Source organism: Alloalcanivorax sp. C16-1 (genome assembly GCF_046507805.1).
Lineage (GTDB): Bacteria > Pseudomonadota > Gammaproteobacteria > Pseudomonadales > Alcanivoracaceae > Alloalcanivorax.
Genome location: NZ_JBKFTK010000001.1, coordinates 914,525 through 928,091, shown reverse-complemented (window position 1 = coordinate 928,091; position 13,567 = coordinate 914,525). Strand labels below are relative to the sequence as shown.

Annotated in this window: 14 protein-coding genes; 2 read left to right on the top strand and 12 right to left on the bottom strand. The window is 65.9% G+C overall.

All coding sequences use genetic code 11. The features are described 5' to 3' along the window. Positions 1-225 precede the first annotated feature (225 nt). The 4 genes from ACLD0W_RS04410 to gmk all read right to left on the bottom strand — a co-directional run bounded on the left by ACLD0W_RS04410 (position 226) and on the right by gmk (position 3,883). Positions 226-612, bottom strand: a complete 387-nt coding sequence (locus ACLD0W_RS04410) for a RidA family protein (RefSeq protein ID WP_228232888.1) — start codon at positions 610-612, stop codon at positions 226-228. Between the two features lie 43 nt (positions 613-655). After that, on the bottom strand, positions 656-2,773 hold the full coding sequence (gene spoT / locus ACLD0W_RS04405; RefSeq protein ID WP_410306281.1) for a bifunctional GTP diphosphokinase/guanosine-3',5'-bis pyrophosphate 3'-pyrophosphohydrolase: 2,118 nt from the start codon (positions 2,771-2,773) through the stop codon (positions 656-658). A 184-nt stretch (positions 2,774-2,957) separates the two neighbouring features. Further along, positions 2,958-3,221, bottom strand: a complete 264-nt coding sequence (gene rpoZ, locus ACLD0W_RS04400; protein WP_204431273.1) for a DNA-directed RNA polymerase subunit omega — start codon at positions 3,219-3,221, stop codon at positions 2,958-2,960. A 29-nt stretch (positions 3,222-3,250) separates the two neighbouring features. Beyond that, complete coding sequence (gmk, locus tag ACLD0W_RS04395) at positions 3,251-3,883, bottom strand: guanylate kinase (RefSeq protein ID WP_410306280.1); 633 nt, start codon at positions 3,881-3,883, stop codon at positions 3,251-3,253. 178 nt (positions 3,884-4,061) lie between these two features. On the opposite strand from gmk, the gene doeB reads away from it, so the two are divergent. Then, positions 4,062-5,075, top strand: a complete 1,014-nt coding sequence (doeB, locus tag ACLD0W_RS04390) for a N(2)-acetyl-L-2,4-diaminobutanoate deacetylase DoeB (protein WP_410306279.1) — start codon at positions 4,062-4,064, stop codon at positions 5,073-5,075. A 24-nt stretch (positions 5,076-5,099) separates the two neighbouring features. Beyond that, positions 5,100-6,062: an MBL fold metallo-hydrolase gene (locus tag ACLD0W_RS04385; protein ID WP_410306278.1), complete on the top strand. Its 963-nt coding sequence runs from the start codon at positions 5,100-5,102 to the stop codon at positions 6,060-6,062. 12 nt (positions 6,063-6,074) lie between these two features. Here the strand turns inward: ACLD0W_RS04385 and ACLD0W_RS04380 are convergent, their stop codons facing one another. Genes ACLD0W_RS04380 through ACLD0W_RS04345 form a run of 8 tightly spaced genes read right to left on the bottom strand, consistent with a single transcriptional unit; the run spans position 6,075 to position 13,555 of the window. Continuing rightward, positions 6,075-7,382: a TRAP transporter large permease gene (locus ACLD0W_RS04380; protein WP_410306277.1), complete on the bottom strand. Its 1,308-nt coding sequence runs from the start codon at positions 7,380-7,382 to the stop codon at positions 6,075-6,077. Continuing rightward, positions 7,375-7,953 (bottom strand): TRAP transporter small permease, encoded by a 579-nt coding sequence (locus ACLD0W_RS04375; RefSeq protein WP_410306276.1) that lies wholly within the window; start codon positions 7,951-7,953, stop codon positions 7,375-7,377. The genes ACLD0W_RS04380 and ACLD0W_RS04375 overlap by 8 nt, the downstream gene beginning before the upstream one ends. 28 nt (positions 7,954-7,981) lie before the next feature. Then, a complete protein-coding gene (locus ACLD0W_RS04370; protein ID WP_410306275.1) occupies positions 7,982-8,392 on the bottom strand; it encodes a hypothetical protein in 411 nt (136 codons plus the stop codon). Positions 8,393-8,397: 5 nt separating this feature from the next. Beyond that, positions 8,398-8,853 (bottom strand): MaoC family dehydratase N-terminal domain-containing protein, encoded by a 456-nt coding sequence (locus ACLD0W_RS04365; RefSeq protein ID WP_204431278.1) that lies wholly within the window; start codon positions 8,851-8,853, stop codon positions 8,398-8,400. A 51-nt stretch (positions 8,854-8,904) separates the two neighbouring features. Further along, positions 8,905-10,056: a C4-dicarboxylate TRAP transporter substrate-binding protein gene (locus ACLD0W_RS04360; RefSeq protein WP_410306274.1), complete on the bottom strand. Its 1,152-nt coding sequence runs from the start codon at positions 10,054-10,056 to the stop codon at positions 8,905-8,907. A gap of 60 nt (positions 10,057-10,116) precedes the next feature. Continuing rightward, entirely contained in the window at positions 10,117-11,346 is a 1,230-nt protein-coding gene (locus ACLD0W_RS04355) for a CaiB/BaiF CoA transferase family protein (RefSeq protein WP_410306273.1), read from the bottom strand. Continuing rightward, positions 11,343-12,272, bottom strand: coding sequence for a hydroxymethylglutaryl-CoA lyase (locus tag ACLD0W_RS04350; protein WP_410306272.1), 930 nt, complete (start codon positions 12,270-12,272; stop codon positions 11,343-11,345). The genes ACLD0W_RS04355 and ACLD0W_RS04350 overlap by 4 nt, the downstream gene beginning before the upstream one ends. Further along, positions 12,269-13,555, bottom strand: a complete 1,287-nt coding sequence (locus ACLD0W_RS04345; RefSeq protein WP_410306271.1) for a hydroxymethylglutaryl-CoA reductase, degradative — start codon at positions 13,553-13,555, stop codon at positions 12,269-12,271. Before ACLD0W_RS04345 ends, ACLD0W_RS04350 begins: the two co-directional genes overlap by 4 nt. Between the last annotated feature and the right edge of the window lie 12 nt (positions 13,556-13,567).

The window sequence follows — 13,567 nt, the reverse complement described above, 5'->3', positions numbered from 1 at the left end:
AAGTTGAATGCCATGCGGTGGCGGCGGGGAAAGGGAGCGAGGGGGTTGGGGCAAAGCTGTTGATTCTTCACGGGAATCATCGGGGCCGGCCATACCGGGTGGTATCGGGGCCCTCGGGAAGGCGGACCAGGCCGTGGTCCAGACCCGTGCGGACGCTAACAAAAAGGGGCATCACAATGATGCCCCTTGGTGCAAACCCGGTGATCCAGTCACCGGCGGATGGCGTCAGGCGATGTCCATGATGCCGTCCATTTCCACGCCGGCGCCTTTGGGCAGGGCCGCCACGCCGATGGCGGCGCGGGCCGGGTAGGGTTCCTGCAGGTAGCTGGCCATCACCTCGTTGACCAGGGCGAAATGGCTCAGGTCGGTGAGGAAGATGTTCAGTTTGACGATGTCCTTGAGGCCGCCGCCGGCCGCTTCGCAGACCGCGGTGAGGTTGTCGAAGACCTGGCGGATCTGGGCTTCCATGTCGCCGTCCACCAGTTCCATGGTGGCCGGGTCCAGGGGAATCTGCCCGGACAGGTAAACGGTGGCGCCGGCCTTGATGGCCTGGGAATAGGTGCCGATGGCGGCGGGCGCCCGGTCGGTGTTGATCACGGAACGATTGGACATGATTGTGCTTTCCTGCTGAATGAATGGCACCGGCCCGGCGGGCTCAGGCGCTGATACGGTGAATCCTCACAACATTATCCAGCGTACGCAAACGTTTGATGATGCGGGCCAGATGAATGCGGTCCTTGACGGTGAGGGTGACGTTGATGATCGAGAGCGTGGGGTCCTTCTCGGCCATGTCGATGGTGTCGATGTTGGAACCCAGCTCGGAGACGCTGTTGGCCAGGGTAGCCAGCACGCCGCGCTTGTTGACCAGCTCGATGCGCAGGGCGGCGGTGAATTCCTGGCCCACTTCCTTATCCCAGTCCAGGGGGATGCATTTTTCCGGGGCGCTGCGCATTTCCGCCAGCAGATTCTTGCAGGTGTCGCGGTGCACGACGATGCCGCGCCCGGCGCTCAGGTGGCCGAGGATGGTGTCACCGGGCAGCGGATAGCAGCACTTGGCGTAGGTCACCATCAGCCCTTCGCTGCCGCGGATCGCCAGCGGCCGGCGGTCCCGGTCGCGGCTTTCCTCTTCGTCCTCGCGGGCGCCGGCCAGTTTGCGCGCCACCAGCGGCGCCAGCCGGTTGCCCATGCCGATGTCCTCGAGCAGATCCTCGAAGCTGGCGTAGTTGTTGTCCGCCAGCTCCACCGCCAGGCTCGCCTCGGACAGCCGGCTCAGTTCCATCTCATAGCCGCTCAGGGCTTTTTCCAGCAGGCGCCGGCCCAGTTCGGCGGCGTCCTCCCGGCGTTGCTGTTTGAGGAAATGACGGATGTTGGAGCGTGCCTTGCCGGTGACCACGAAATTGAGCCAGCCCGGGTTCGGCGTGGCGCTGGGGGCGGTGATGATCTTCACGGTCTGGCCGGATTCCAGCGGCGTGGACAGGGCCGCCAGCTTGCCGTCGATGCGCGCCGCCACACAGCGATTGCCCACCTTGGTGTGCACCGCGTAGGCGAAGTCCACCGGGGTGGCGCCGGCGGGCAGTTCCTTGATGTCGCCCTTGGGCGTGAACACGTAGGCCTCGTCCGGGAACAGGTCCACCTTCACGTTTTCCAGGAACTCCATGGAGTTGCCCGCTTTCTGCTGGATCTCCAGCAGGCGCTGCATCCAGGACTGGGCGCGGGTGTGGGTGGGCGAGCCGGACTCGTCGCTGGCTTTGTAGAGCCAGTGGGCGGCGATGCCGTTGTTGGCCATCGCCTCCATTTCCTCGGTGCGGATCTGGATTTCCAGCGGGATGCCGGAGTGGGCCTTCAGGGTGGTGTGCAGCGACTGGTAGCCGTTGGCCTTGGGAATCGCCACATAGTCCTTGAAGCGGCCCGGAATCGGGATGAAGTGGTTGTGCACCGCCCCCAGCACCCGGTAACAGGTGTCGACCCGGTCGACGATGATGCGGAAGCCGAACACGTCCATGATCTCCGAGAACGGCTTATGCTGTTCCTTCATCTTCTGGTAGATGCTGTAGAGGTGCTTCTCGCGGCCCAGCACCCGGGCCTCGATGCCCTCTTCCTTGAGGCTGTGTTCGATGCTGGCCTTGATCGAGGAGAGGATTTCCTTGCGGTTGCCGCGCGCCGCCTGCACCGCCTTGCCGATGCGCCGGGCGCGCATCGGGTGGATGTTGTGGAAGGCCAGGTCCTCGTATTCCACCCGCATGTTGTACATGCCCAGGCGGAAGGCGATGGGGGCGTAGATCTCCAGGGTCTCGGTGGCGATGCGGCGGCGCTTCTCCGGCTTCATCACGTGCAGGGTGCGCATGTTGTGCAGCCGGTCGGCCAGTTTCACCAGGATCACGCGGATGTCGCGGGTCATGGCCAGCATCATCTTGCGCAGGTTCTCGGCCTGCTGCTCGGCCTTGGACTCGAACTTGATCTGGGCGATCTTGGAGACGCCGTCCACCAGCTCGGCCACCTCTTCGCTGAATTCCTCGGCGATCTGCTCCTTGCTGTAACCGGTGTCCTCGATCACGTCGTGCAACATGGCCGCCATCAGCGAGGCGGAGTCCATGTGCATGTCCACCAGGATGTTGGCCACCGCCAGCGGATGGGTGATGTAGGGGTCGCCGGTTCGCCGGTACTGGCCCTCGTGGGCCCGCTCGGCGAAATGGTAGGCGCGGGTCACCTGGGCGATCTGGTCGTCCGTCAGGTAACTGCGCAGCCGTTTTTCCAGGTTACGAATGGAGGGCAAGGGGCCTCGCCGTGCCGCCAGGGCGTTGAAGGTTAACGTTGATTCCTAGCTTAGGAGTGGCGTGACAATTTGTCTACGATGGGGCTCGTGAGTGCTTGATAAAGCAGGGATTTCCCCGGCGGGGGCACAACGAAAAAGCCCGCCTCGAAGGGCGGGCTCGCTCGGACGGCGTCAGTGGCGGCGATTATTCGCCGAACGACTGGGTCAGCAGGGCCAGGTCGTCCACTTCGGCGCCCTGATCGGCCATCGGGTTTTCCACCGATTCGGCGGTCACGTGGCCTTCGGCGATCTCACGCAGCGCCACCACGGTGGGCTTGTCGTTTTCCCAGGCTACCCGCGGCTCCTTGCCGCCGGTCTGCAGCTGGCGCGCGCGCCGGCTGGATACCAGAACCAGCTCGAAACGGTTGTCCAGTTTTTCCAGGCAGTCTTCTACGGTTACACGGGCCATGGAGGTTCTCCTGTTGCGGGAGCGGGATTTTACTGGGTTTCCGTGCCCGACAACAAGTCGGCAAGGGTGGCGGCCTGGCGGACCGCCTGGCGGGTGGTCCTCAGCCGGTCGGCCTCGACGATGCAGGCCATCTCGTGCAGGGCCCGCTCGAAGTTGTCGTTGACCACCAGATAGTCGAACTCGGCGTAGTGGCTCATCTCCTCCCGGGCGCCGGCCAGGCGCTTCTCGATCACATGGTCGTGGTCGGAGGCGCGGCCGCGCAGGCGCTGCGCCAGGGTCTTCAGGCACGGCGGCAGGATGAACAGGCTGACCGCATCGGGCATCAGGTGACGGATCTGCGAGGCGCCCTGCCAGTCGATCTCCAGGATCACGTCCTCGCCGTTGCGCAGGGTGTCCGCCACCCAGTCGGCACTGGTGCCGTAGAGGTTGCCGAACACCTCGGCGTGTTCCAGGAAGCGGCCTTCCTCGATCATGCGCACGAACTGCTCGCGGGCGGTGAAGTGGTAGTTCACCCCTTCCACCTCGCCCTCCCGGCGGGGCCGGGTGGTGTGTGACACGGAAATCCGCAGCCGTGGCAGCTTCTCGATCAGCGCGGCCACCAGCGATGTCTTGCCGGCGCCGGAGGGGGCCGACACGATATAAAGGGTGCCTTTGTCGGTCATGGGGGCGTCCTGTATGGCGGAGGGCGCGGCCGGGCCGCGAAAACCGGCATTATAGGGACAAAGCCCCGGCCCGTCATGGCCACGGACGCCGGGGCCCGCGGGGCTCGTAGAGGGGCGCGCCGGCAGGCTATATTGGCCTGCCCCCGCACCCGAACCACGCCGATCGCCAGGAGACCCCATGCAGGACAGCCCGACGCCGGACAGCCCGATCACCGCCACCGTGGACTACCACCGCGACGGCGTGCAGCACGGCTTCCTCAAGCTGCCCCACTCCCACGACGACTCGGCCTGGGGCAGCCTGATGATCCCGATCACCGTGGTGCGCAACGGCGAGGGCCCCACCGCCCTGCTCACCGGTGGCAACCACGGCGACGAATACGAGGGCATCACCGCCCTGCTGAAACTGGCCCGGCGCCTGCGCGCCGAGGACGTCACCGGCCGGGTGATCATCGTGCCGATGATGAACCACCCCGCCGCCCTCAACGGTACCCGCACCTCGCCCATCGACAAGGGCAACCTGAACCGGGCCTTTCCGGGCAACCCCACCGGCACCCTGACCGAGCGCATCGCCGACTATTTCACCCGCTATCTGGTGCCGCTGTGCGACCTGGCCCTGGACATTCACTCCGGCGGCCGCACCCTGGACCTGCTGCCCTTCGCCGCCACCCACCGGCTCGACGACGGGGACCTGGCCCGCCGCTGCCTGGAAGGCGCCCTGGCGTTCGGCGCCCCCAACACCCTGCTGATGGCGGAACTGGAAGGCGCCGCCCTCTACGACACCGTGGTGGAAGCGCAGGGCAAGGTGTTCATCAGCACGGAATTGCGCGGCGGAGGCACCTCTACCCCGGAAAGCGTGGCCCTGGCGGAACAGGGCGTGGAAAACGTGCTGCGCCACGCCGGCATCCTGGCCGGCGAACCCCAGGCCGGCCCCACCCGCCTGCTGGAAATCCCGGACGCCGCCCACTATCTGCAGAGCGAGCACGCCGGGCTGCTGGAATTCGCCGTCAACCTGGGCGACCCGGTCACCGCCGGCGACCTGATCGCCCGGGTGCACAGCCTGGAGCGCACCGGCGTCGACCCGGCGGAATACCGGGCGCCGGTGGACGGCCTGCTGATCGGCCGCCGCCACCCGGCGCGGGTCAGCCTGGGCGACACCTTCGCGGTGCTGGCGGTACCGCTGGACGCCTCATAAAAAAACGACTGGGGAGACGGATCTGTGTCCTTTTCACGCTACGAAGACCTGGGCCACGACATTACCCGCATCGACACCGCCATGCTCCGCGAGGAACTGGCGGCTTGCTATCTGCTGCGCGGCGGCGACGAGTTCGCCATCATCGAAACCGGCACCCACCACACGGTGCCGATCATTCTCGACCTGCTGGCGGAGCGGGGCATCGCTCGCGAACAGGTGAAATACGTGATTCCCACCCATGTGCACCTGGACCACGCCGGTGGCGTGGGCGGGCTGATGGCGGCGCTGCCCGAGGCCACCCTGCTGGTGCATCCGCGCGGGGCGCGGCACATGATCGATCCGGCCAGGCTGGTGGCCGGTGCCACCGCCGTGTACGGCGAGGCGGCGTTTCGCGAGACCTACGGCGAGATCCTGCCGGTGCCGGAATCGCGGGTGCGCACGCCCGGCGATGGCGACGAGGTGACGGTGGGGGATCGGCGGCTGGTGTTCCTGGATACGCCGGGCCACGCCAAACATCACTTCTGCGTGTACGACCCGGCCTCCGCCGGGGTCTTCACCGGCGATACCTTCGGGCTCTCCTACCCGTCGCTGACCACGGAGAAGGGCCCCTTCATTCTGCCCACCACCACGCCGGTGCAGTTCGATCCGCCGGCACTGCAGGCCTCCATCGGTAAGCTGATGGCATTGGACGCCGAGCGCATGTACCTCACGCACTATGGGCCGGTGGAAAACCCCGGCACCCTGGGCGAACGGCTGCGCGGCCAGGTGGACGATTACGTGGATCTGGCCGAGCGGGTGGCGGGCGAGGTCGAGGATGACCAGCTGGAGGCGGCGCTGCGCACCGCCCTGCGTGATTACCTGTTCCGTCAGGTCCGCGAGCACGGCGTGCGGCTGGACGATCAGCGGCTCGACGCGGTGCTGGGCATGGACCTGACGCTCAACAGCCAGGGGCTGGCGGTGTGGCTGCGGTCCCGGCGGACGGCCTGAGCCGCGCGCCGATCAGCCCAGCACCCGGGGCAGGAACAGAATGATGTCCGGGAACGCCATCAGTACCGCCAGCACCAGGATGTCCATTACCAGGAACCAGAGCACGCCCTTGAAGATGGCGCCGGTGGCGACCAGGTCGCCGACCACGCTTTTGATCACGAAGATGTTCATGCCGATGGGCGGCGTCACCATGCCGATCTCCAGCAGCTTGGTCAGCACCACCCCGAACCAGATCAGGCTGAGATCCACGCTATCGATGATCGGCAGCACGATGGGCAGCGTCAGCAGCATGGCGCCGATGGGTTCCAGGAACATGCCCAGCAGCAGATAGATCAGCACGATGATCAGCAGCACCATGAAGGTGCTGGCGCCGGCGTCGATCACCAGTGACGACAGAAAATCGCCGGCGCCGGACAGCGACAGGAAGCGGGTCAGCAGGCTGGCGCCCATGGCGATGATCAACAGCGTGCCGGTGGTGAGCAGGGTTTCCAGCACCGCGTCGCGGAAGCGGCCCCAGGTGAGCGTGCGTTTGCACAGCGCCACCACGCAGGCCAGAGCGGCGCCCACCGCGCCGGCTTCGGTGGGCGTGAACAGCCCGGCGAACAGACCGCCAAAGATGCCGACCATGATCGCCACCACCGGCCACACTTCCCACAGGGCTTTCCATTTTTCCGCGCGGTCGATGTGCTCGTCGGTGGCGGGCGCCAGCGCCGGATTCAGCTTGACCCGGGTCACCACCACGATGATGTAACCGAGCACCGTGATCAGGCCGGCGGCGATGCCGCCCAGGAACAGCTTGGTGATCGACTCCTGGGCGATGATGCCGTACAGAATCATGATGATCGACGGCGGCAGCAGCGCGCCCACCGTGCCGGCGATGGCCACGGTGCTGGTGGCAAGCCCGGGCTGATAGCGGTGTTCGATCATCTCCGGCACCGCCACCCGGCCCATGGCGGCGGAGCAGGCCACCGACGAACCGCATACCGCCGCGAAGCCGGTGGTACCGAAGATCGATGCCACCGCCAGCCCGCCGGGAATACGGGTCATCCACAGGCGCGCCGCCCGGAACAGGCCCTGGGTCAACTGCGCGTGGTAGCACACGTAGCCGAGCAACAGGAACATGGGCACCGAACTGAGCACCCAGTTGGCGGAGAACTGATAGGGAATCAAGCCGAGTGAGCCCCAGGCGATGCCCCAGCCCATCATGTACCAAAGGCCGGCGAAGGAGACGCCGATCAGCGCCAGCCCCACGGGCAGGCGCAGGGCGATCAGCACGAACAGCACCGCCAGCCCGGACAGACCGATCTGCACATCACTCATGGTGCCCGCCCTCCGCGTCGGCCTGGGGACGCACGTCCGCCTCGCGGCGGCGTTCCTCGTCGCTGACGCGCAGCCCGCTTCGGGCACCGGTCAGGTAGATCAGAAATTTATAGGCCAGTACCAGCACCATCAGACCGAGGCCCAGCGGCAGCATGAAGTAGCCCGGCCAGGTGATGATGGTGGTTCCGCCCTCCACCAGCGCGGCGCCGCTCTGGTATTTGGTGATCGCCTCGTCCCAGGTTTTCACGGTCATGAAGCCCAGCACCGTGGCGCTCACCGGCAGCAGCCAGTGGGCCAGATGGCGCTGCACGTTTCGCGGCAGCCGCTCCACCACCACCTCCACGCTGACATGAGCGTCGAGCTTTTCCGCGTAGGCCAGCGGCACGAAAGCGGCGATCACCATGTAGTAGTTGGACACATAGGTGATGGTGCCGGGGGGCGGTGACGAAAACAGAAAGCGCAGCACCACATCGGCGGTGATGTGCAGCATCATCAGCGCGATGGCGAGCCCGCCGATCAGGGTGGTGAAATCCGTCAGGCCCGAGAGCCAACGTCCTAGCCGGTACATCATGTTTTCTCCCGCATGCCCACGGGCCGGTTCAGGCGCGCGCCTGGAAGCGCACCCGGGCGGTGGCCACGGTGGTGGTTTTATCGTTCTGATTGTTCAGCGTCAGGCTGAGGGTGGCGCCCTGTTCATCGCACTCGGTGACCTGGCCGGCACCGGTCAGCACGTCGCCGAGATAGGCGGCCAACCGGTTGCTATAGGTAAACGAGGCCAGCACGCCATGTTCGCCGAGCCACTCCTCCACCATCTGTGTCAGCCAATCGCCCTGCAGCGGACCATCGATCAGCAGCTGCGGGTGGCCTTCGGCCTGTTGCGTGTAAGGCAGGTCGTAATGAATGCGGTGCGGATTCCAGATCGCCGCGTTGTAAAGAAAAAGCTGCACGCTGTCCGCTTCGAAACGGCGCGTTTCCAGAGTATCGCCAACGGCGACCGGAAGCCTGGACATGGCGGTTACCTCGCGATCCGGGTGAGATATTCGGTGACCACGGGTTCGCCGTCCCGGGTTTCGAAACGGTTTTCGAACACCATGAAAATCAGCGGCCCGGAGCCGCCCTGCTTTTCGTAAAGGTCCGACAGCTTCTGCCGGCAAACCAGTACCTGCCCGGGCAGGATGCGGCCGTGAACACGGTATTCGCTGCCGCCGGCCATGATGCGTTTCAACGGCAGCTCGGGAATCAGCGGGCTGTCGGGCTGGCGACCGTCCGGCAGCAGTTCGGACAGCGGAATCACCGGCATCATGGCGCTGAACAAAAACAACAGCGGTGCCTCGTCGCCGTTCAGATACCGCTGCTGGCGCTGGCCGGTGGCCACCGCGTACTTACGGATGTCGTTGCGGCTGATCTCGAACTCGAACGGCGCCACCTCGGTGCCGATCAACGCGCGCAGCTCGTCGGTCAGAATACTCATGTCTTTATCGCCAATAAAAAAGGGCGCGGCCACGAGGGCCGCGCCTTACTCTTAAAGACCGTGCTGGCTGACGTCCACCTTGGAGAAAATTTCCTGCCAGTAGAGATCGGCCAGCGCCTGTTCGCTGTCCACGTTCTGCACCAGGCCGGTCCACTTCTCCAGCAGCGCGCGGAATTCCTTGATCAGTGCCTCGCCGTTCTCGACGCCATAGCGCGCTTTATAGTCCTCGGCGATATGTTGCATGTCCTGCTCGATAAAGGCACGGTTCTTCTCGATCAGCGCCGCATCGGCATGATGGATTTTGACGCCCCGTTCCTTCGCCTCGGACAGAATACGATCTTCATGCTGATGGTAAATCCAGGGCACGCCGGCGGAGAACACGCTGGCGGCGCGCAGCATCACGGTGCGCTGCTCCTCGGAGAGAGCCTTCCAGGTATTGGCGTTGATATTGGTACCGGCGATCGGCATCGGGCCGCCGGGCACGTCCATATTGATGTCGGTGACCACGTCGGTAAGGCCGAAGTTATGAATCTCCGGCGAGGCCAGCACGATGCAGGACACCACACCCTGGCTCAAGGCCTCGAACATTTCGTTGGCGGACATGGTCACCGGCGAGGCGCCCACCGCCTCCGCCCAGCGTGACCAGTTGGCGGCGCCCACGCGCAGGCGCATGCCTTTCAGGTCCGCTTCCGTTTCCACCGGTTTGTTGCACACCAGGCCGTAGGACGTACCGCCGGTGCTGCCGGTATAAACCTGGTTCTGCTTCTTGAACTCCTGGTTGCACTCCGGGCATTTAAAGAAGGTGAACTCGGAGAGCGCGCCCATGAAGATCATACCTTCCCGGCCGCGTGCTTTTTCACCCAGCAGGCCCACCAGCATGGAAGCTTCCACCGCCACATTGCTGTGCGGGAATTCGGAGGGAAAGTAGGAGGTCAGCACGAAGCCGATGTCGGCCATGCCGTCGCGCACGCCGCCGGAGGTTTCCGCGAAGTTCAGCAGCGACATGGGGAAGACGCGCACCTTGAGATCACCGTCCGACTGTTCCTCGACGGTCTCGGCGTACTGTTTGGCGACATCCACCACGAAGGAGCTGGGTGGATGACCGATGGCGTACCGCAGGGTGCGGGCGTCGGCGGCGCCGCTCAGAGCGCCGAACAGGACGGTGCAGACCAGCGCCAGGCTGGCGAAATGTTTACCGTTCATAGCGATACCTTATTTTGTTGTTTAATGGTTTCTTGCTCAGGAAAAAAGGCGGACGCGGCGTTACACCACGCCGTCCCGCCGCAGTGCTTCCAGCTCTTCCTCGGAGCGTCCCAGCCAGCCCTGGTACACCGCCTGGTTGGACTCGCCCACCATGGGCGCACGGGCACCCTGCTCGTTGGTGCCACCGGACATCTTCACCGGGTTGCCGAACACCTGGAACCGGGCGCCCCGATAGTCCACCGGGATCACCATGTTGCGCTCGCGCACATGGGGATCCTCGACCACCTCGTCGATGGTCTTGATCGGTGACAGCGGGAACCGGGAGCCGGTCATCTCTTCGAGCTCCGCCTTGGTGTAGGTGGCGCACCAGCGCTCCACCACCGGATGCACGCGGCGCTGGTACACCTCGTGGTCGAAGCGCTTGGCCATGGTGTCGATTTCCGGATCGCTGATCAGGGCCTCGTCGCCGAACACCAGGCAGGCTTCGCGCCAGAATTTGTCCGTGTAGGCGCCGAAGAACACATAGCCGTCCTTGCAGGCAAAGCGGCCGTAGGGTTTGACGAACGGGTGGCCGTTGCCTTCCGGCACCGCCACCTTGCCGGTGGCGGTGTAGTTGACCAGGGCGTTCTCGGTGAGCGAGATGATCGAGTCCTGCTGGGAGATGTCCACATGCTGGCCGTGGCCGCCACGCTCCGCTTCGCGAAGGGCCCCCAGGGTGCCGATGGCGCCGTACAGGGCGGCGCTCAGATCACCGAGTACGGTGCCCACGCGCATCGGTTCCTCCACGGTACCGTTCATCGACCAGAGCCCGCCGGACGCCTGGGCACTGCTGTCGAAGGCGGGGCGCGGCGAGTTGGGCCCGCTTTGCCCGAAGCCGCTGATCGAGGTCATCACGATGGCCGGGTTGGCGGCCTTGAGCACCTCGTAACCCAGGTCCAGTTTGTCCATGGTGCCGGGCCGGAAGTTCTCCAGAACGATGTGCGCCTTGGCCACCATCTCCAGGAACAGTTCGCGGCCGGCGGTTGCTTTCAGGTCGAGGCTGATCGCCATCTTGTTTCTGTTGTATTGCGCGAAGAAGCCGCTGATGGCGTCTTCGCTTCCGCCGAGGGCCGGAGGAAAAGCGCGGGTCAGATCCGGATCACGAGGATGCTCGATCTTGATCACCGTGGCGCCCATGTCGGCCAGCAACATGGCGCAGTAGGGGCCGGCCACGACGCGGGTCAGGTCGAGGACGATGACATCCTTGAGCGCGCCCTTCGGCGGCATGGTCAGGCCGGTGTTATCGATCATGTGTTCTCCGAATTTATTGTCGTATTGGCGGCGTCCCTGGCGTGGTGGGCCCGGGCCACCCGGGATTGGGTGGCCCGGCCCAGGTGTCCGTCGACGAAGGCGCCGGCGGCCACCAGCCGGTCCAGGTCCACGCCGGTGTTCAGGCCAAGACCTTCGAACAGGTACACCAGCTCCTCGCTGGCCACGTTGCCGGTGGCGCCCGGCGAGTACGGGCAGCCGCCCAGGCCGGACACGGAGCTGTCGAACACCCGCACGCCCTGCTCCAGGGCGGTCAGACAGTTGGCCACCGCCATGCCCCGGGTGTCATGAAAATGCACCGCCAGCCGTTGCATCGGTATTTCCGTGGCGCAGGCGGCCAGCAGGGCTTTGACCGCCGACGGCACGCCGGCGCCGATGGTGTCACCCAGGCTGATCTCGTGACAGCCCAGGCGCGCCAGCGCCGAGGCGGTTCGCACCACCTGCTCCACGGGCACGTCGCCCTGGTAAGGGCAGCCCAGCACGCAGGACACATAGCCGCGCACCGGCACGCCCTCGGCTTTCGCCTGTTCCAGCACCGGCTCGAAGCGGGCCAGGCTGTCGGCGATGGAGCAGTTGATATTGCGCTGGTTGAACGCTTCCGAGGCGGCGGTGAACACCGCCACCTCATCGGCGCCGGCGGCCAGCGCCGCGCTCATGCCGCGTGCGTTGGGCACCAGCACGCTGTAGGTCAGGTCCGGCCGCTTCGGCAGCCGCGCCAGCACCTCATCGGTGCCGGCCATTTGCGGCACCCAGCGCGGCGACACGAAGGCGCCGGCCTCGATGTGCCGAAGGCCCGCGTCGACCAGGCGTCCGATCAGCTCGGCGCGCACCGCCGGCGCCAGCGTGCGGGCTTCGTTCTGCAGCCCGTCGCGGGCGCCGACCTCCACCAGCCGGACCGCCTCGCTCATTGCTCGCGCAACGCTTTCAGCAGGGCTTCCGCGCGGTCCGCGCGCACGTCGTGGTTCTCCACCATTTGCCGCACCAACTGATCCACCTCGGCGCCCCGGGCGCCGGCGGACAGCGCGATATTGCGTGCGTGCAGCGCCATATGACCGCGCTGGATGCCCTCGGTGGCGAGCGCGCGCAGGGCGCCCAGGTTCTGCGCCAGGCCCACCGCCACGGCGATTTCCGACAGCTCCTGGGAGGTCTTCACGCCCAGCAGGCGCAGGGACAATTGCGCCAGCGGATGGGTCTTGGTGGCGCCGCCCACCAGGCCCACCGGCATCGGCATCTCGATGGTGCCCACCAGATGGCCGCGGGCGTCCTTCTCCCAGGTGGTCAGCGAGCCGTAATGGCCCTTGCGGCAGGCCCAGGCGTGGGCGCCGGCCTCCACCGCCCGCCAGTCGTTGCCGGTGGCGACGATCAGCGGATCGATGCCGTTCATGATGCCCTTGTTGTGCGTGGCCGCGCGGTACGGATCGATGGCGGCGAAGGTGTAGGCGTCGATGATACGGTCGATCACGTCCGCGCCACCAAAGGCATCTGTTTCAAAGTGTTCGGGGGCGATGGAGACCTGGGCGCGGGCCAGCCGCAGATCGGCCAGATTGGACAGGATACGCAGGCGCACCTTGCCGCCGGTGACTTCCTCCATCAGCGGTGCCACCGCCTCGGCCATGGTGTTGACGGTGTTGGCGCCCATGGCGTCACGCACGTCCACCACCAGGTGGGCCACCACCATCGGGCCGCGCGGGCTGTCGGTGAACAGGTGCACCTCCAGATCGCGGCAGCCGCCGCCCAGCTTGTTGAGCAGGGCGTCCTTGCTGTTCGCCAGCTCGATGATGCGCTGGCGATGGCGCAGCAGGCTGAGGCGGGCGTTGGCCGGGTCGTCCAGGCCGATGATCTGGATCTGGGCGCGCATCAGGGGCGCGCTGCTGGAGGTCAGGAAGCCGCCGGCCGGTCGCGCCAGTTTGGCCATGTAGGACGCCGCCGCCACCACCGAGGGCTCTTCCACCGCCATCGGCACCACTACCTCGCGGCCGTTGATCATGAAGTTGCCGGCCAGCCCCAGGGGCAGCTCGAACTTGCCGATCACGTTCTCGATCATGCCGTCGGCGATCTCCAGGGGCAGCGCGCCCTGGTCGCGCAGCAGGGCGGTGTCCTCCTCGCTCAGCCCGAACTGTCGGCGCAGCACCTCCAGGCGCTCGGACGGAGAAAGATTACGGAAACCGGGGAGTTGGGAACTGGCAGTCACTGAAGACCCCTT